Genomic DNA, 17,070 nt, shown 5'->3' with positions numbered 1-17,070 from the left:
GACAGGAGAGTGGGATGTCCGATCTCAACGCCGCGCTCGGCAAGGTTCTCGACAGCGTGACCACGGAAGATGCGCCGAGGGTGCCCGGAGTGGTGGCGATGGTGACCGATCGGGACCGCACGGTGTTCGAGGGTGCCGCCGGCGTGCGGTCCCTGGCCGACCGCGAGCCGATGACCGCCGACACCGTGTTCGCGATCTTCTCCACCACCAAGGCGATCACCGGGACCACCGTGCTGCAGTGCGTCGAAGAGGGTCTGCTCGACCTCGATGCGCCCGCCCGGGAATACGTTCCGGAGCTCGGCGACATTCAGGTCATCGAGGGATTCGACGCGCACGGCGATCCGGTGCTGAGGGCACCGAAGCGGGACATCACCACGCGGATGCTGTTGTTGCACACCGCCGGGTTCGGGTACGACTTCTTCGACGAGACCTACAACCGGTTGGGTGTGGAGCACGACCAGCCCGGCGTGATCACGGCGACCCGGGCATCGCTGACCACACCGTTGCTCTTCGATCCGGGCGAAAAGTGGCAGTACGGGACGAACATCGACTGGGCCGGTCAGGTGGTCGAGGCGATCCGCGGCAAGCGGCTCGGCGACGTGATGGCCGAGCGGGTGTTCGCGCCGCTGGGCATGCACGACACCTCCTTCACCCTGACCGGTTCGATGGCGGCCCGGCGCGCGACCATCCACCAGCGGGAGGAGGACGGCCGACTGACCCCGTTGGATCTGGTGCTGCCGCAGGACCCGGAGATTCACATGGGCGGGCACGGCCTCTACTCCACGGTGGGCGACTACCTGAAGTTCCTGCGGATGTGGCTGAACGACGGAGACGCCCCAGGTGGCCGCGTGCTGCGGGCCGACACGGTGCAGGCGGCCGTGTGCAACGGGCTCGAGGGACAAGAGGTCGGGATGCTGCCTGCCGTAATTCCCGCCCTCACCAACGACGCCGAATTCTTTCCCGGACAACGTAAGTCGTGGGCATACACGTTCATGGTGAACGAAGAGGACGCCCCCACCGGCCGGCCCCGGGGGTCGCTCGGGTGGGCCGGGCTCGCCAACTCGTACTACTGGATCGATCGCCGCAACGGAATCGCCGGGTACTGGGCCACCCAGGTCCTGCCGTTCGCCGACGCCGTGTCGTTCGGCGGCTACCTGGACTTCGAGACGGCGGCGTACCGTCACGCCACGCTCGCCTCACCCGTCTAGGGCAACCGGGTCGCTGCTCGATCAGCGGAGGTCGGCGAGCTTGCGCCCCAGCACCGTCCGCTCGCGCTCGTTGCCGCACAACCGCACGGCCGCCTCGAGTTCGGTGCGCGCCTCGTCGGTGCGGCCCAGGCGGATGAGCAGTTCGCCGCGAACGCTCGGCAGCAGGTGCGAGTTCGACAGTGCCTGGGCGGCCACCAGCTCGTCCACGATCGGCAGCGCCGCCGCCGGTCCCTGGGCCATGGAGACCGCCACCGCCCGGTTGAGGTCGACCACCGGTGACGGCGCGAGCCGGCCGAGTGCCTCGTAGATGAGGACGATCCGCTCCCAGTTCGTCGCGTCGACAGACGGCGCGACGGCATGGCATTCGGCGATCGCCGCCTGCAGACCGTAGGCGCCCAGCCCCCGGCCGACCTGTTCCGCGCGGGCGAGGGCGGCGCGTCCCCGGCGGATCGCGGTGCGGTCCCAGCGGCGGCGGTCCTGGTGCTCGAGCAGCACCGGCTCGCCGTCCGCCCCGGTACGGGCCGGGAACCGCGCCGCGGTCAGTTCGAGCAGCGCCAGCAGACCGTGCACCTCGGGCTCGTCGGGCACCAGCCGGGTCAGCACCCGAGCGAGGCGCTGCGCCTCGCTCGCGAGGTCGAGGCGAATCAGGTCGTCGCCGGAGCTGGCCGACGACCCTTCGGTGAAGATCAGGTAGATCACGCTGAGCACCGAGCCGAGTCGCCCGGTCCGCTCTGCGGCGGGCGGCACCTCGAACGGCACCCGGGCCGCCCCGAGGGTCTTCTTCGCCCGGGTGATTCGGGCCTGCACGGTCGCGGTCGGGACGAGGAACACCTTCGCGATCTCGTCGCTCGTCAGACCGCCGACCACCCGCAGGGTGAGAGCGACCCTCGCCTCCCGCGACAGCACGGGGTGGCAGGAGATGAACATCAACGCCAGCATGTCGTCGTCGATCTGGTCCGGATCCCACAGCACGTCCCCGGTGCCCTTGGCCGGATCGGCGGGCGCGCTCCCCGAGACGGCACCGCCCTCGCCCAGGTCGTGAGCGAGGACGGCGTACCTCTCGTCGAGGGCGGAGCGCCGGCGGAACGCGTCGATCGCCCGGCGGCGGCCGACGGTGAGCAACCATCCCGCAGGGTTGTGGGGAATGCCGTCGCGCGGCCAGCTCACGAGTGCCTCGGCCAGCGCCTCCTGGGCGAGGTCCTCGGCCAGCGCGAAATCGCCGGTGTACCGCGCGAGCGCACCGACGATCCGCGCCGACTCGATCCGCCAGACGGCGGCGACGGCCTCACGCCCGGTGTGACCGTCACCCGTCGATCCGCTCAGAGCTGGCCGGTCGCTTCGCGCCACGCCCGCTCCTTCTGGATCCACACGTTGTCCTGCGGGAACTCGTCGATCGTCGCGACCCGGCGGATCTCCGCCTTGGAACCGGGACCGGCCATCGGGGCACGCTTGGCCCACTCGACGGCCTCCTCCTTGGACGCCACGTTGAGCATCCAGAAGCCGCCGAACAACTCCTTCGTCTCGCCATAGGGGCCGTCGGTCACCACAGGCGTCTCCGAGGAGTAGTCGACCACCACACCCGACTCGGGGTCGGGATCGAGACCCTCGGCGGCGAGCAGCACGCCGGCGCGGATCATCTCGTCGTTGAACTTGCCCATCGCCTCCATGATCTCGGTGAAATCAACGTCCTGGAACGCCGCGAAGGTCTCGTCGGTGGCGCGCATGATCAGCATGTACTTCATGGTGTCCGTCTCCTTGGATGTCGGGGTCCCTCTTGGACCTTCTCATCCTCAGGTCGAACGGGGAGGGACATGGATCGACACACCTGCCGAAATTCTTTCGAACCTATCGCGCACGGCCGGCTCGGCGCCGGTCGGTTTCCGTGGTGCCACCCCATATTCCGTGGGTCTCGCGGTGTTCGGTTGCGTGTGCGCGGCATTGGTCGGCGACGATGCAGCCGTCGCAGATCTGTTTGGCGCGTCGTTCCCGCCTGATCCGGGCGCCGCGTCGCTCGCCGTCCGGAGCGAAGAAGGCGGAGGGGTCGGTGGTGCGGCAGTGGGCGCGGTACCGCCACCCCCAGCGTTCGGCTGCGGTTGTGGGTTGGTCGTGAAGTGCTGTGTGGTCGGTCATTGCGTGTCCCGGGGGTGGATTCGGGCGGTGGACGGTCGAGACCGTCCACGCCGTGGCTGCACCTGTCTCAGTGCAGGTGGCTGCCGCCGTTGATGTCGACGGTGGTGCCGGTGAGGTATGCGGCGTCCTGCGAGGACAGGAAGGTGATGACGGCGGCGACCTCGGTGGTGGTCGCGACCCGGCCGAGGGGGATGTCGCGGCAGAGTGCGGCTTCCTGTTCGTCGGTGCTGCCCACGCGGATGCTGGTGTCGACCGCACCGGGGGTGACGGCGTTGACGGTGACTCCGCTGTCGCCGAGTTCACGCGCGAGGGACTTGGTGAAACCGAGGACCGCGGCCTTCGCGGACGAGTACGGCACCTTGCCGAATACCCCGCCACCACGCTGGGCGGAGACGGACGACATGTTCACCACACGCCCCCAGCCGTTGTCGATCATGGCCGGCAGGAATGCGCGGGTGACGAGGTAGGTGCCGGTGGCGTTGACCGCCATCACCTTGTTCCACAGTTCCAGCGTGGTCTCGGGGAACGGCACCGGCGACGTGATGCCGGCGATGTTCGCGAGCGCACCCACGGTGGGGAGGTTCCCGCCTGCGACTTCGGCGGCGACGGCGTCGTGGGCCCGCTGGACCGAGGTTTCGTCGGCGACGTCGATGTCGTGACCGAAGGCCGGGACACCGAACTCGTTGCCGATCTCGGCGGCGACCTTCGCGGACTTCTCCCCGTCGAGGTCGAGAACGACGATCGCCCAGCCCTCTTCGGCGTAGCGGCGGGCGGTGGCGAGGCCGATCCCTCGCTCGGAGGTGGCGCCGGTGATGACGGCGGTGCGCTGGATGGACGACATGATCGCTCCTCGTGTTGCTGGAATCGCGCGTCCCGTCCGATGCGGTGGAGAGCAGGAAGGTCGACGACGCGGTAGGTGACTGCCACCACAGTAGGCCGATCGACTGTTAACAGTCAACCGTCGGCGGGTAACGGTTGACATATCGACGTGGCTCGGATCACACTGTTGAAACCGCACTGTTGACAGTCAACAAATCGGCGGCAATCGTAGAAACCGGCAGCTCGAAGAGGAGTCCCCATGAGTACCGAAACACTCAGGATGCGAGGTCCTGTCCATGGCACGAAGGACGCCAAGCGCGTAGCAATCGGCTCCTCGGTGGGTGCCGTCATCGAGACGTACGACTTCATCGGCTTCGGCACGGCCGCCGCGCTGTACTTCGGTACCGCCTTCTTCCCGGGCGCCGACCCGGTCACCGGAACACTCGCCGCGTTCGCGACGCTGGGTGTCGGCTTCGCTGCGCGCCCGCTCGGTGGGGTGCTCGGCGGACATCTCGGGGACAAGCTGGGACGCAAGCCCGTGCTGGTGGCATCGCTGATCGCGATGGGTCTGGCGACCTTCGCGATCGGCCTGCTGCCCACCTATTCGCAGGTGGGACTCATCGCGCCGGTGCTGCTGGTCCTCGTCCGCATCGTCCAGGGCCTCGCGTTCGGCGCCGAGTGGGGCGGTGCGATCTTGATGAGCTACGAGCACGCCCCCTGGAAGTCCAAGGGCAAATTCACCGGCATCGTGCAGGCCGGCTTCCCCGTCGGGCTGCTGCTGGCGAATCTGGTGTTCCTGTTCAGCGTGCACCTCGGCGGCGACTGGGCCTGGCGGGTACCGTTCCTCGCCAGCATCGTCCTGGTGATGGTCGGCCTGGTCATCAGGTCGAAGGTGCCCGAGTCCCCGGTCTTCGAGGACGTCAAGAACGAGGGCGACATCGTCAAGTCCCCGGTACTCGAATCCATCAAGTACGACTGGCGAAACATTCTGCGCGGCATCGGTCTTCGAGTCGCCGAGACCGCGGGTTACGCGGTGTCGATCACCTACATGATCTCCTACCTGCACAACCAGGGTCTCGCCGGGAAGTCCGAAACCCTTGTCGCCCTGTGCATCGCGTCCGCAATCGGCGTCTTCGCCACCGTTGCCTGGGCCCGCCTCACCGACCGTATCGGACGACGCCCCCTCTACATCGCGTCCTGCGCCTTCGCGGCACTGTTCGGAATCCCGATGTTCCTTCTGGTCAACACCGGTCTGTTCATCCTCGTCATCGCCACCATCGTGATCGCCTACGCGGTCTGCCAGAACTCGATGGCGGGAGCGCAGGGTGCGTGGTTCCCCGAACTGTTCGACGCCTCGCGCCGTGCCTCGGGAGCCTCCCTCGCCTACCAGATCTCGGCGATGGTCTCCGGCTTCACGCCCTTCGTCACCACGCTGCTGTTCGTCTCCTTCGGCTGGTGGGGTCCGGCGCTGCTGTTCAGCACGTACGCCCTGATCGGGCTGTGGGCGGCGTTGATCACCCGAGAGACCTGGGGACCCACCGAACGGCGCCTCGCCGCCGAGGCCGCGGCGCGCGCCGATTCCAAAAGCGCCGACGCGCCGACGTCCACCGGCACCACGCCCACGATCCGCAAGGAAAAGGAACTCCTGTGACCATCACAACCGCCACCACCGCGGCCGACGACACGATCAGTGACGCGTCGCGCATCGCAACCGTCGAACAGTTCGCCTACCGCATGCGGCACAACGTCCTCGACATGGGTGAGGAACAGGGCCAGGGATACGTCGGGCAGGCGCTCGGAGCCGCCGACATCTTCGCCACCGTCTACGCCGACCAACTCCGCTTCCGCGCCGACGATCCCGCGTGGGAGGGCCGGGACCGGTTCCTGCTCTCCACCGGCCACTACGCCATCGGCCATTACGCCGCGCTCGCCGAGGCCGGCATCATTCCCCGCAGCGAACTGGAAACCTACGGCTCCGACGACTCCCGCCTCCCGATGTCGGCGATGTCCACGTACACCCCCGGCATGGAGATTTCGGGCGGCTCCCTCGGACACGGTCTCACCATCGCGGTCGGCATGGCCCTCGGGCTGCGTCACCAGCATTCCACCGCCCGCGTCTTCAACTTTCTCTCCGACGGCGAACTCGACGAGGGTTCGACGTGGGAGGCGGCCATGGGCGCACACCACCACCGGCTCGGCAATCTGACGGCGATGGTCGACATCAACGCACTCCAGGCCGACGGTGCGACCTCGACGGTGCTGAGCACCGAACCCGTGCACGACAAGTGGGCCGCCTGCGGGTGGCACGTCGAACGCGTCGACGGCAACGACGTCACCGCGCTGGTGCGCGCGTTCGACAACGCCGCCGCCGAATCCGGCGGCAAACCGTCGATCATTCTCTGCGACACGAAGGTCGGCAAGGGCGTGCCCCTGCTCGAGACCCGGGAGAAGGCGCACTTCATGCGCATCGACGAACACGAATGGCAGATCTGCCGCGACCAGCTCACCGCCGGCTTCGACCCCAAGGACGCCTGACATGACCACCGCCAGCAAGCCGAAGCTCAAGACGTCGGCCATGATCGCCTCGTTCGTCGACGACGGGCAGAAGACCACGTCCGCACCGTTCGGGCACGCCCTCGTGAAGGCCGCCCGGGAGAACGACAAGATCGTCGGCCTGTCCGCCGACCTCGCCAAGTACACCGACATGCACATCTTCGCGCAGGAGTTCCCCGAGCGGTTCTTCCAGATGGGGATGGCCGAGCAGCTCCTGCTCGGAGCCGCCGCGGGGATGGCCGAGACCGGCCTCGTGCCGTTCGCGTCCACGTACTCGGTATTCGCCGCGCGCCGCGCCTACGACTTCCTGTGCCTCGACATCGCCGAACCGAACCTCAACGTCAACATCATCGGCGGGCTCCCCGGCCTCACCACCGGCTACGGACCCAGCCACCAGGCCACCGAGGACATGGCCATCTTCCGGGGCATCCCCAACCTCACCATCGTCGATCCGTGCGACTCGATCGACATCGAACAGGCCGTCCCGCAGCTCGCCGCGTCCGACGGACCCACCTACCTGCGGCTGTTGCGGGGGAAGGTCGCGACCGTGCTCGACGAGTACGACTACACGTTCGAACTGGGCAAGGCCAAGGTGCTCCGCGGCGGCAACGACGTCGTGTTCGTCGCCAGTGGCCTGATGACGATGCGCGCGCTGCAGGCCGCCGACCGGCTGGCGGAGCACAACGTCGACGTGGCGGTCGTGCATACGCCCACGATCAAACCGTTCGACGCCGAGACCGTCCTCGCCGAGGTGAACACCGACCGACTGGTGGTGACCCTGGAGAACCACACCGTGATCGGCGGGCTCTTCGAGACGGTGGCCGCCGCCGTCGTCACGGCCGGCCTCGGCAAGCGGGTTGTGCCGATCGCCCTCCCGGACCAGTTCCTCGACGCCGGTGCCCTGCCCACCCTGCACGAGCGGTACGGCCTGAGCACGGACCGGATCGTCGCCAAGGTCCTGGGCGAACTGGCATGACCAGCGCGTACGGCCCTCGCCGCAGGCCGGGCGGTGCGGGCCGTACGATGGCTGTCAACAGGTTGCTGTCAACAGACCGCTGTCGACAGTTGATCGCTGACCCCACGGAGGCATCCATGGCCGGACAACCCGCCGCACTGCTCGGGCTGGAGAAGACCAGCCTCCGCCAGCAAGCCGTCGCCGCCCTGCGGGTCGCGATCACCAGCGGGGAACTCGCGCCGAGCAGCCCGCTCGTGGAGACCGAACTGTCCGAGATGCTGCAGATCAGCCGCGGCACGCTCCGCGAGGCGATGCGGCAACTCCAGCAGGAGGGATTGATCTCCGCCGGCGCGCGGGGCCGGCTGTATGTCCGGCACCTCGATTCCAAGGAGATCCGCGACATCTTCGCCGTCCGCGCCGCACTCGAAGCGCTGGCCGTCCGGGAACTCGCGGGTCTGGCCGACCGCGCCACCGTCATCGCGGAACTGCGCGCCGCCCTCGACGTCATGGACACCGCCGTCCTCGAAGCCCGGATCGAGGCCGACCTGAACTTTCACCGCACCATGTGCTCGCTCACCGGCAACGACACACTCCTGCACTCGTGGATCTCCCTCGAAGGATCCATCCGGATGTCGATCATGTTCGCCGGCCTCGACCGCGCCGTCGGGAACATGGACGTCGGCCGCCACAGCGCCATCGTCGACGCCATCGAAACCGGTGACGCCGACGAAGCGGCCACAGCGATTCAGACGCACATGGACTGGGCCTCAGCGAATCTGGTGTCCTGACCCCAGGTGAGTGGTAAAGAGTGCGGGCACACGCTTTGCCGCTCACGTACCGGGACAGGCAGCCGTGTCACCCGCCCACGACGCACGCGGCCTCGGCGGCGTCGAGTGTGGTCCACGACCTCCGTCGGGCGTCGATCGGTGTGCCGGCGAGGATGCGGGCACGGCGGTGCTCGGGTTCGAGCAGCACTGTCGCGAGGGTGGCCCAGCGCTGACCGAAGACCGCGTCCGGGGCGGGGACGCAGCACAGCTGGGGCTGCCCCGGATCGGAATACAGGTACTCGACGAGGTGATCGGCGACGGCCGGCTCGGCGTACCGCTGCTGCCGGGAGGCGATCAGACCGTAGCGGTCCTGCGAGTCCGGCTCGTACAGACCGGTCTTCTCGCGGGCGGCGTTGGCCGGGTCGAGGAAGTGGTTGGTGTGCGTCAGGAATCCGTCGCTCGGGCGGAGCGTCGCGACGCCGACGGGGCTGACCTCGGCACACGCGACGGTGTCGGGGTCGATCAGCGTCAGTGCGCCCGAGGTCGCGATCGGTGCCGAGCACAGCAGTTCGAGGGCTTCGTCGACGGTCCCGGCTTCGCCGAGGACCGCCGCGGACAGGACGTGCACGGGCACCCCGGCCGGTGCGTCGTCGCGGTGGCCGAGGATGTTGAAGAAGACGCCGAGGCCCGCGCTGTTCATCCCGATCTTGCCGAGGATGCCGTGCTCGGTCAGCCCCACGTAACTGTGGCGGGTTCCGCGCACCTGATGGGTGTGCCAGTACGGGTCCAGTTCTTCGTGCCAGTCCCAGGTTTGGATGCCGAACGGCGCCGACGGACGATCCGCGGGTGCGTAGGCGATGGTGGAGCACTCGCCGGGACGGGCCGCGGTCGCCTGGGACAGGATCTCCGTCCGGCCGTTCAGCGCCATCACGTGCCAGGGCTCGAGGCCGGCGCCGGCAGCGATGCCCTCGATCTCTTCGAGGTACCGGGGGCCCCACGCCGCCAGCACATCCGCGAGGCGGTGCGCGCTGTCGCGGGTGCGGGTCTCGCTCACGCCGACCGTGTCGAACAGGCGCAGATACAGTTCCACGGACGCGGGTAGGTCGCTGCGCAATTGCGTGCCGCGGGCGATGCCGCGTTCGTGCGGCCGGGTGTCGTCCACGCAGACGTGGGAGTGGACAGTGCTGGTCTCGGTCATCGTCGTCCTCGTTGTGGTGCTGGTGTGAATAGTGCTGTGTGCCGGCCGATCACAGTCGATCAGCGGGCCCGGTACGAACGCATCAGCACGACGTACAGTGCTGCGGAGACGATCAACCCGACCGGTAGTGACAGGTCCACGCCGCCGACCGCGTTCGCGACCGGACCGGTGTAGACCGGGGCGGCGACGCAGAGCGCGGCCGCGGCGATGCCGGTGAAGACGGCGACCGTTCCCGCCCAGTTGATCCCACCGCTGTACCAGTAGGGGCTGCTGCTGGTTTCGTCGCCGAGCCCGAGGCCGTCGTAGCGGTTGCGGCGCCACAGGACGTCGGCGACGTACACGGCCATGACGGGACCCATCACGGTCACGACGAGCTGCATCATGTTGCTGACGGTGTCGAGGAAGTTGGAGACGAGCAGCGCGTACAGCGTCATCGCCACACCCATCGAGCCGTCGAGGAGGACGCTGCGTGAGCGGCGCAGGCGCAGGCCGACCGATTGCAGGGCGAGCCCGGAGCTGTAGGCGGTCATCGCGTTGTTGGCGATCGTGCCGACGATGACGGCGAGCAGGAAGATCGGTGTGAACCACGCCGGGAGAATGGTCTCGAGTGCGATCTGCGGGTCGGCCATGTCGAGTCCGGTTCCGGCGAGTGCGCCGAGCGCGGTGAACAGCACGCTGGGGACGAACGCGCCGAGCGCCGTCCAGGCGGTGACCGAGATCGGAGAGGTGGTCGCAGGCAGGTAGCGGGCGAAGTCCGCGCTGTTGGTGTAGGACAGCGGAGCCGACGCCACGATCGACACACCCGCGGCCACCGTCGCCCACAGGCCGATTCCGTGGAGTGACTCCGCCGGCTGGTAAGCCCAGTCGGCGTTGCCGAGAACGTATCCGGCCATCACCACGAAGATCAACGTCAGCACCAGGGCCAGCGGCTGGTAGAGCCGCACGATCGTGGCGTGCCCGTACACGCCGATGGCCAGCGTGACAGCGGCGATCGCCAGGATGATGACGACCTTGACGGGGGTGGTCGCGTCGATCCCGAACCGTTCGACGAGCCTGAAGGCCGTGTACGACGCGGCCGCCCAGTTCAGCGCCAGGTAGCAGACGCTGATGAACCAGCTGGTCACGAGAATGTTCACGCGGTTGCCGCGGATACCGAAGATCGCACGGGTGATCACCTCGCTCGGCGTGCCCGACGCGGGTCCGCTGGCGGCGACGATCCCGGTGAGGATCGAGAACAGGTTGCCGACCACGATCACCGCGAGAGCCTGCCAGAAGGACAGGCCCATCAGGATCAGTGCGCCGCCGACGACCAGGGCCAGGTAGCTCACGTTGGGCGCCGCCCATACCGCGAACAGGTCCCGGGCGCGGCCGTGCCGCTCGCTGGCCGGGATGAAGTCGATGCCGTGCGTCTCCACCCGCCCGGCGCGATCGGCCGGCGGTGTTTCGCCGGGCGTCACCGCGCGCGGGTCTGCTTTTGTCGATGCCATGGGGTCCTCCGGATAGATGAGCACGGATGTGCGGCTGGTGGGCGCAATCGCCGATCTGGCGTGACCCCGGTCACCGTACGGAACCAAATCGATTTGGACAAGAGTCGGGTCAGCGAATTTGCAAATCGATTTGGTGCAGGTCGAGCCGTTGGTAGCCTGAGTGCGTGACGGAGAAGCGATCGCGGCCCACCATCGCCGACGTGGCACGGCACGCGGGCGTGTCGACCACGACGGTGTCGCACACGTTCAGCGGCAAAGGCGTCGTCGCCACCGCGACGCGTGAGCGTGTCCGCTCGGTCGCCAAGTCCCTCGGCTACCGGCCGGACGTGGTGGCGAGAAGCCTGCGGAGCAACCGTCTCGGCGTGCTCGCCCTCGTGCTCCGGCCGCTCGAGACACTGGATTCGACTCTCCCGGCGGGCGTCGACTACTTCCTGCGGTTCGCGGGTTCGGCGGCTCTGGCCGCGATGGATTTCGGATACGGGCTCATGCTGGTGTCCGATCCGACGCGCGACGAGTCCCCGGCAGCCGCCCTCGCCTGCGACGGGTTCCTGATCACGGAACCCGTCACGAACGACCCCCTCATCGAGATGCTCCTCGGGGAAGGCGTGCCGTTCCTGTCCGTCGGCCGGGATCCGGCGAGGACCGCCTACGACGCGTGGCTCGACACCGACACCGAACTCATGACCGACCGAGTGCTGCGGCATCTCGAGGACGCGGGGGCGACGCGAGTGGCTCTCGTTACCGGAACCGATCCCAATTCGTGGAACCTGGGCGCCGAGGCCGCGTACCGCGCGTGGGCAGCGAACCGTGGTCAGGACGCTCTGGTCGCCAGCCGGCCCGAGACCACCGGTGAGGCCGGCGGACGCGAAGCCGCGGACGAACTGTTCGACCGTAACGATTCACCCGACGCGGTGTACTGCCTCACCGGCCGCCACGCCGCCGGGGTGCTCGCGCGGGTCCGGGAACGAGGACTCGACGTCCCCGGCGACGTGCAGATCGTCGGCGGCTCCGACTCGGAGCACACACGATCCGCCGTTCCCGCGATCACCTCCGTGGACCTACAGCCCGAACACCTCGCCCGCGTGGCCGTCACGATGCTGGTCAACCGCCTCGACAACTCTGACCGGCCAGTCCCACCGGGACACCTCCACGGACGCCTCGTCGTGCGGGGATCCACCCGGTAGTCACGTCGACGACGGGTACCTCCGCCGTGCTGCTCGACGATATCCTCGGGAGGGCGCCGTCGAAAGGTGAGTCCACGGTTGTATCCGCGCTGGTCGTGCCGTCGGGACCAATGCGCCGGAACCACGATCCGACGGGGTGAGTAGACCGTCCGATGGGTGAAGGTGATCCGCTCGACACGCAGCGGTACCCGCCGTCCCCGGCTGCCGAACTCGGTAGATCTGGTTTCGCTGACGTTCAGGAGATCGGCCGCGGCGGTTTCGGCGTGGTCTACCGCTGCACGCAGGCGGAACTGGATCGCACGGTCGCGGTGAAGGTCCTCACCGTCGAGCTCGACGAGGAGAACCGGGCCCGATTCTTCCGGGAGCAGCAGGCGATGGGCCGGCTGACCGGGCACCCGAACATCGTCAACATTCTGCAGGTCGGTGCCACCGACAGCGGCCGTCCCTACACCGTCATGCCGTACCACCCGCAAGATTCCCTCGATGTGCGGATCCGCCGACACGGTCCGCTGCCGTTGGGCCAGGCGTTGCGGCTCGGGGTGAAGATCGCAGGTGCACTGGAGTCGGCGCACCGACTGGGTGTCCTGCATCGCGACGTCAAACCCGCGAACATCCTGCTCACCGATTACGGCGAGCCCGAATTGGCCGATTTCGGTATCGCGCACATCAGCGGCGGCTTCGAGACCGCGACCGGTGCCGTCACCGGGTCGCCGGCGTACACTGCGCCGGAGGTGCTCGGGGGTGAACCGCCCAGTCCGGCAGCCGATGTCTACGGCTTGGGCGCCACCTTGTTCAGTGCCCTCACCGGCCATGCCGCGTTCGAACGTCGCAGCGGCGAACAGGTCGTCGCCCAGTTCCTGCGGATCACCACGCAGGAGGTGCCCGATCTGCGTGAGCGGGGGCTCCCGGACGACGTGTCCGCGGTGATCGCCCGCGCGATGTCCCGCGTGCCCGATCAGCGACCGGCTACCGCCGCCGACTTCGGAGAGGAACTGCGAACCCTGCAACGTGCCCACGGCTTCCCGGTCGACGAGATGCCCCTACGAGCCGAACCCGACACACAGGGCAACGACCGGCGACCGGGTTACGAAGTGCGACCGAGCGGTGCAGGTGCCTCCGCTCCCATCACGACGGGGAACCTTCCCCTGGAGCTGACCAGCTTCGTCGGCCGCCGACACGAGCTCACCGAGGCGAAGAACCTCCTGACCGGGTCGCGCCTGGTGACGTTGACCGGGATCGGGGGTGTCGGGAAGACCCGGCTGGCGATGCGGGTCGCGTCCGCTGTGCAGCGCGAGTACTCCGACGGTGTGCGCCTGGTCGAGTTGGGCGAACTGCGCGACGCGGTTTCACTGATCGACGCCGTCGCGGGCGCACTGGGAGTCCGGGACCACTCGACGAGGCCGCTGCGGGAGGTCCTGATCGAGTTCCTCGCCCCGCGAGAGGTGCTGTTGGTCCTCGACAACTGCGAGCACATCGTGGACGCGGTCGCCGAACTCGCCGGCCCTCTGCTCCACACCTGTCCGCGGTTGCGGATTCTGGCCACCAGCCGCGAACCCCTCGGCATCGGCGGGGAGGCAGTGCTACGGGTCCCCCCGCTGGCCGTCCCCGATCCCGAACGGAAGCCCTCCGTGCGCGGGTTACCCAAATACGATGCGGTGACGTTGTTTGCCGAACGCGCCAATGCTGCCGTTCCGGGCTTCGCCCTCACCGAGGACAACGCGGCGACGGTGGTGGGGATCTGCCACCGGCTCGACGGGTTGCCGCTGCCGATCGAGTTGGCGGCGGCGCGGTTGCGGGCGATGTCACCCGAGCAGATCCTTGGCCGGTTGACCGACCGCTATGCCCTGCTGACCCGCGGCAGCCGGGGTGCGCCGACGCGGCAGCAGACGCTGCGGCTGTGTATCGACTGGAGTTTCGAGTTGTGCTCCGCGGAAGAGCAATTGGTGTGGGGTCGGGTGGCGGTGTTCGCGGGGAGCTTCGAACTCGACGCCGCGGAGCGGGTGTGCGGCGAGGGCCTCGACCCGGACGAACTGCTCGACACGCTGACGTCCCTGGTGGAGAAATCGATTCTGATCCGCGAGGAGCACGGGTCGGTGGTGCGGTTCCGGATGCTCGAGACTCTCCGCGAGTACGGCTTCGAGAAACTCGAGCAGACCGGTGAGGCGGTGTCTTTGCGTCGGCGGCACCGGGACTGGTACGAGGCGTTGGCGCTGGATGCGGAGGTCGAGTGGATCAGTGCCCGCCAACTCGACTGGATCGCCCGGCTGAAGCGGGAACAGCCGAATCTGCGGGAGGCCCTCGAATTCGGCATCGACGACGATCCCGCCGCCGGCCTGCGCACCGCCGCCGCACTCCGCTGGTTCTGGACGTCGCAGGGCCTCTACAACGAGGGCCGGCGCTGGTTGAACCACCTGTTGGCCAGCTACCCCGTCGAACCGACCGTCGACCGGATCAAGGCGCTCTACTGCGCCAGCGTGATGGCCGACGTGCAGGGGGATCTCGAGTCCGGGGCCGCGCTCGTGGCGGAGGCGCGAACTCTCACCGCGCGCACGAGCGATCCGATGATGCGCGCTCTCGTCGCCGACGCGGACGGCACGCTGGCCCTCTACAACGGTGATCTCGAACGGGCCCGCTCTCGCCTCGACACCGCGCTCGCAGAGTTCCGCGAACGTGGAGAACGCACACTCGAAACCAGTGCCCTCTACCTGTTGGGGACGACCTATGGACTGTCCGGCTCGACGGAGCAGGCTGTCGAAAGCCTCGAGCGTGTTCTCGCGATCACAGAGATGCACGGCGAGAAGGTGTATCGATCGCATTCGCTGTGGGCCCTGGGAATTGCGGTGTGGCAGCAGGGTGACGCCGATCGAGCGATCCGCCTTCTCGACCAATCGCTGGAGCTGACCCGGCAAGTGCACAGCCCCCGCTTCGCGGCAGCCTGCCTCGGAGCCCTGGCCTGGATCGCGTGCGAGCGGCGCGACGCCGCCCGGGCCGCAGTGCTGATGGGAGCCGCGGAGGGATTGGCGCGGTCGGTGGGCAGTGCTGTGGTCATACATTCCAATCTTCTCGTATACCAGCAGAACTGCGACCAGGAAGCTCGGAAGCGGCTCGGAGGAGCGGTATTCGAGGAGGCCCACCGCAAGGGCCGAAGCCTGGATTTCGATGCGGCAATCGCCTACGCCCTCCACGAGCAACAGGCCGGCACCACCACGCGAGACGCCGACGCGTCGACGCGACTGACCAAGAGGGAACGCCAGGTCGCCGATCTGATCGCCGAAGGCCTGACCAATCAGGCCATCGCCGACCGACTGGTGATCTCGCCGCGCACCGCACAAGGACACGTGGAGCACATCCTGGCGAAACTGGGCTTCACCTCCCGGACACAGGTCGCGGCCTGGGTCGTGGAGCAGGCGCACGACTAGGTAGTGGGCAGGGCCCGACTGTCGCGGTGTCTCAGACACGGTGCTGCGATGGCGGCGGCGATCAGGCAGACAAGGGCGCCGAGGAGTAGTCCCGCGCGGCCGCCCCAGTGCTGACACACCCATCCGGCGATGGGCGCGCCTACCGCGGTAGATCCGATGAATGCCATTCCGAACAGGGCCATTACTCGTCCGCGTGTGGCCGGTGCGGCGGCGAGTTGCAGCGTGCTGTTGGTCGTGGAGGTGAAGGCGACGCTGCATGCTCCCACACAGGCCATGACTGCAAGCATGACCCACAGATTCGGGGCGAGGGCGGCGACGAGGAGGAGCGCACCGAAAGCGGTTGCTGTGAGCACGAGCGGCCGGGTTCCGGTGCGGCCCCAGGCTGCGACGGCGAGTCCGCTCACCACCGATCCCGCGCCCATCGCAGCGGTGATGAAGCCGTACGCGCCCGGCCCGGCGTCGAAGGTTTGGTCGGCGATGACGGGCAGGATTACCGGGAACTCGAGGGCGAAACAGCCGATCAGGGCCATCATGGTCAACGGTACGGCCAGCTGAGGGGAGCGTCGGACGTATGCGAGACCTTCGCGGAGCTGACCGCGAGCGCGGGCCGTCGGTGGTGAGGGGGTCAGCTGCGAGACGTCGAGGGCGAGAAGGGAGGCGACGACCGCCACGAAACTTGCTGCGTTGAGCAGGAAACACAGACCGACACCGCCTGCTGCGATGACGAGTCCGGCGGCGGCGGGCCCGATCATCCGGGCCGTGGAGTTGAGCACCGATTGCAGGCTGACGGCGTTGCGGAGGTGATCGGCCCCGACCATCTCGAGCAGAAACGATTGGCGTGTGGGGTTTTCGAAGCACTGGTTCAGGCCGAGGACGAGGGCGAGAACGTAGACGTGCCAGAGCTGGACTGTTCCGGTGACGGTGAGAATACCCAGGATCAGTGCTTGCACGCCCATCAGCGCCTGCAGGGCAATCATCAGGCGCCGCTTGTCCAGTCGATCGGCAACGACCCCGCCATACGGTGCGACGAGGAGCATGGGCACGGTCTGCAATGCCATCACCACGCCGATCGCGGTGCCGGAGTCGGTGAGCTCGAGAACGAGCCACGACTGGGCGATGGTTTGCATCCACTTGCCGGCTTGGGAAATTGCCTGACCGGTGATGTAACGGCGAAAGTTGGTGCTGCGGAGGGACGCGAAGGTTTGCCGGCGGAGCCCGGAGAGGATGGTCATCGGCCCATCCCGGGGCGGGGTTGTGGTTCGTCGTTGCTCGTGGTGATCACCTCTGCTGAGGAAGTAGCGTGGAAATGCGTGCCGTCCGCCGGATTTCGGCGGACATCGGCAGCGGACG

The 17,070-nt window shown here is 68.0% G+C and carries 14 protein-coding genes; 7 read left to right on the top strand and 7 right to left on the bottom strand.

Annotation, left to right across the window (positions count from 1 at the left end; translation table 11 throughout):
- Positions 1 to 14 precede the first annotated feature (14 nt).
- Positions 15 to 1,208, top strand: coding sequence for a serine hydrolase domain-containing protein (locus WKC72_RS03050; protein ID WP_370181710.1), 1,194 nt, complete (start codon positions 15 to 17; stop codon positions 1,206 to 1,208).
- Between the two features lie 21 nt (positions 1,209 to 1,229).
- Here the strand turns inward: WKC72_RS03050 and WKC72_RS03045 are convergent, their stop codons facing one another.
- The 4 genes from WKC72_RS03045 to WKC72_RS03030 all read right to left on the bottom strand — a co-directional run bounded on the left by WKC72_RS03045 (position 1,230) and on the right by WKC72_RS03030 (position 4,179).
- Positions 1,230 to 2,555 (bottom strand): RNA polymerase sigma factor, encoded by a 1,326-nt coding sequence (locus WKC72_RS03045; RefSeq protein ID WP_268792105.1) that lies wholly within the window; start codon positions 2,553 to 2,555, stop codon positions 1,230 to 1,232.
- A complete protein-coding gene (locus WKC72_RS03040; protein WP_037236036.1) occupies positions 2,528 to 2,950 on the bottom strand; it encodes a YciI family protein in 423 nt (140 codons plus the stop codon). Before WKC72_RS03040 ends, WKC72_RS03045 begins: the two co-directional genes overlap by 28 nt.
- A 103-nt stretch (positions 2,951 to 3,053) precedes the next feature.
- Positions 3,054 to 3,338, bottom strand: a complete 285-nt coding sequence (locus WKC72_RS03035) for a WhiB family transcriptional regulator (RefSeq protein ID WP_037236040.1) — start codon at positions 3,336 to 3,338, stop codon at positions 3,054 to 3,056.
- A 67-nt stretch (positions 3,339 to 3,405) separates the two neighbouring features.
- Entirely contained in the window at positions 3,406 to 4,179 is a 774-nt protein-coding gene (locus tag WKC72_RS03030) for an SDR family NAD(P)-dependent oxidoreductase (protein ID WP_037236041.1), read from the bottom strand.
- Between the two features lie 237 nt (positions 4,180 to 4,416).
- Here WKC72_RS03030 and WKC72_RS03025 point away from each other — a divergent pair, with 237 nt between their 5' ends.
- From WKC72_RS03025 to WKC72_RS03010, 4 genes are all read left to right on the top strand, one after another.
- Positions 4,417 to 5,808, top strand: a complete 1,392-nt coding sequence (locus tag WKC72_RS03025) for an MFS transporter (RefSeq protein WP_128640414.1) — start codon at positions 4,417 to 4,419, stop codon at positions 5,806 to 5,808.
- A complete protein-coding gene (locus WKC72_RS03020) occupies positions 5,805 to 6,692 on the top strand; it encodes a transketolase (RefSeq protein ID WP_370181709.1) in 888 nt (295 codons plus the stop codon). Before WKC72_RS03025 ends, WKC72_RS03020 begins: the two co-directional genes overlap by 4 nt.
- A gap of 1 nt (position 6,693) precedes the next feature.
- Positions 6,694 to 7,686 carry a transketolase family protein gene (locus tag WKC72_RS03015; RefSeq protein ID WP_370181707.1) on the top strand — a complete coding sequence of 331 codons (993 nt, stop codon included), beginning with the start codon at positions 6,694 to 6,696 and terminating at the stop codon, positions 7,684 to 7,686.
- A 116-nt stretch (positions 7,687 to 7,802) separates the two neighbouring features.
- The gene (locus tag WKC72_RS03010) at positions 7,803 to 8,453 is read left to right on the top strand and encodes a GntR family transcriptional regulator (protein WP_037236050.1); all 651 of its coding nucleotides are present in this window, start codon (positions 7,803 to 7,805) and stop codon (positions 8,451 to 8,453) included.
- Between the two features lie 67 nt (positions 8,454 to 8,520).
- Here WKC72_RS03010 and WKC72_RS03005 read toward each other — a convergent pair whose 3' ends face one another.
- Both WKC72_RS03005 and WKC72_RS03000 read right to left on the bottom strand, forming a co-directional pair.
- Complete coding sequence (locus WKC72_RS03005) at positions 8,521 to 9,630, bottom strand: C45 family autoproteolytic acyltransferase/hydolase (protein WP_370181706.1); 1,110 nt, start codon at positions 9,628 to 9,630, stop codon at positions 8,521 to 8,523.
- A gap of 59 nt (positions 9,631 to 9,689) precedes the next feature.
- A complete protein-coding gene (locus tag WKC72_RS03000; protein ID WP_370181705.1) occupies positions 9,690 to 11,117 on the bottom strand; it encodes a cytosine permease in 1,428 nt (475 codons plus the stop codon).
- A 164-nt stretch (positions 11,118 to 11,281) separates the two neighbouring features.
- On the opposite strand from WKC72_RS03000, the gene WKC72_RS02995 reads away from it, so the two are divergent.
- Positions 11,282 to 12,301: a LacI family DNA-binding transcriptional regulator gene (locus WKC72_RS02995; RefSeq protein WP_370181704.1), complete on the top strand. Its 1,020-nt coding sequence runs from the start codon at positions 11,282 to 11,284 to the stop codon at positions 12,299 to 12,301.
- A 152-nt stretch (positions 12,302 to 12,453) separates the two neighbouring features.
- On the top strand, positions 12,454 to 15,720 hold the full coding sequence (locus WKC72_RS02990) for a protein kinase (RefSeq protein ID WP_370181703.1): 3,267 nt from the start codon (positions 12,454 to 12,456) through the stop codon (positions 15,718 to 15,720).
- Here WKC72_RS02990 and WKC72_RS02985 read toward each other — a convergent pair.
- Positions 15,717 to 16,952: an MFS transporter gene (locus tag WKC72_RS02985; protein WP_370181702.1), complete on the bottom strand. Its 1,236-nt coding sequence runs from the start codon at positions 16,950 to 16,952 to the stop codon at positions 15,717 to 15,719. The genes WKC72_RS02990 and WKC72_RS02985 overlap by 4 nt on opposite strands.
- Positions 16,953 to 17,070: the final 118 nt, after the last annotated feature.

The sequence above is a fragment of the Rhodococcus wratislaviensis genome, from assembly GCF_041228765.1.
GTDB classification, from domain to species: Bacteria; Actinomycetota; Actinomycetes; order Mycobacteriales; family Mycobacteriaceae; genus Rhodococcus_F; species Rhodococcus_F wratislaviensis.
Note: the sequence above shows the minus strand (reverse complement) of the source record. Positions and strands in the feature narration are given on the sequence as shown.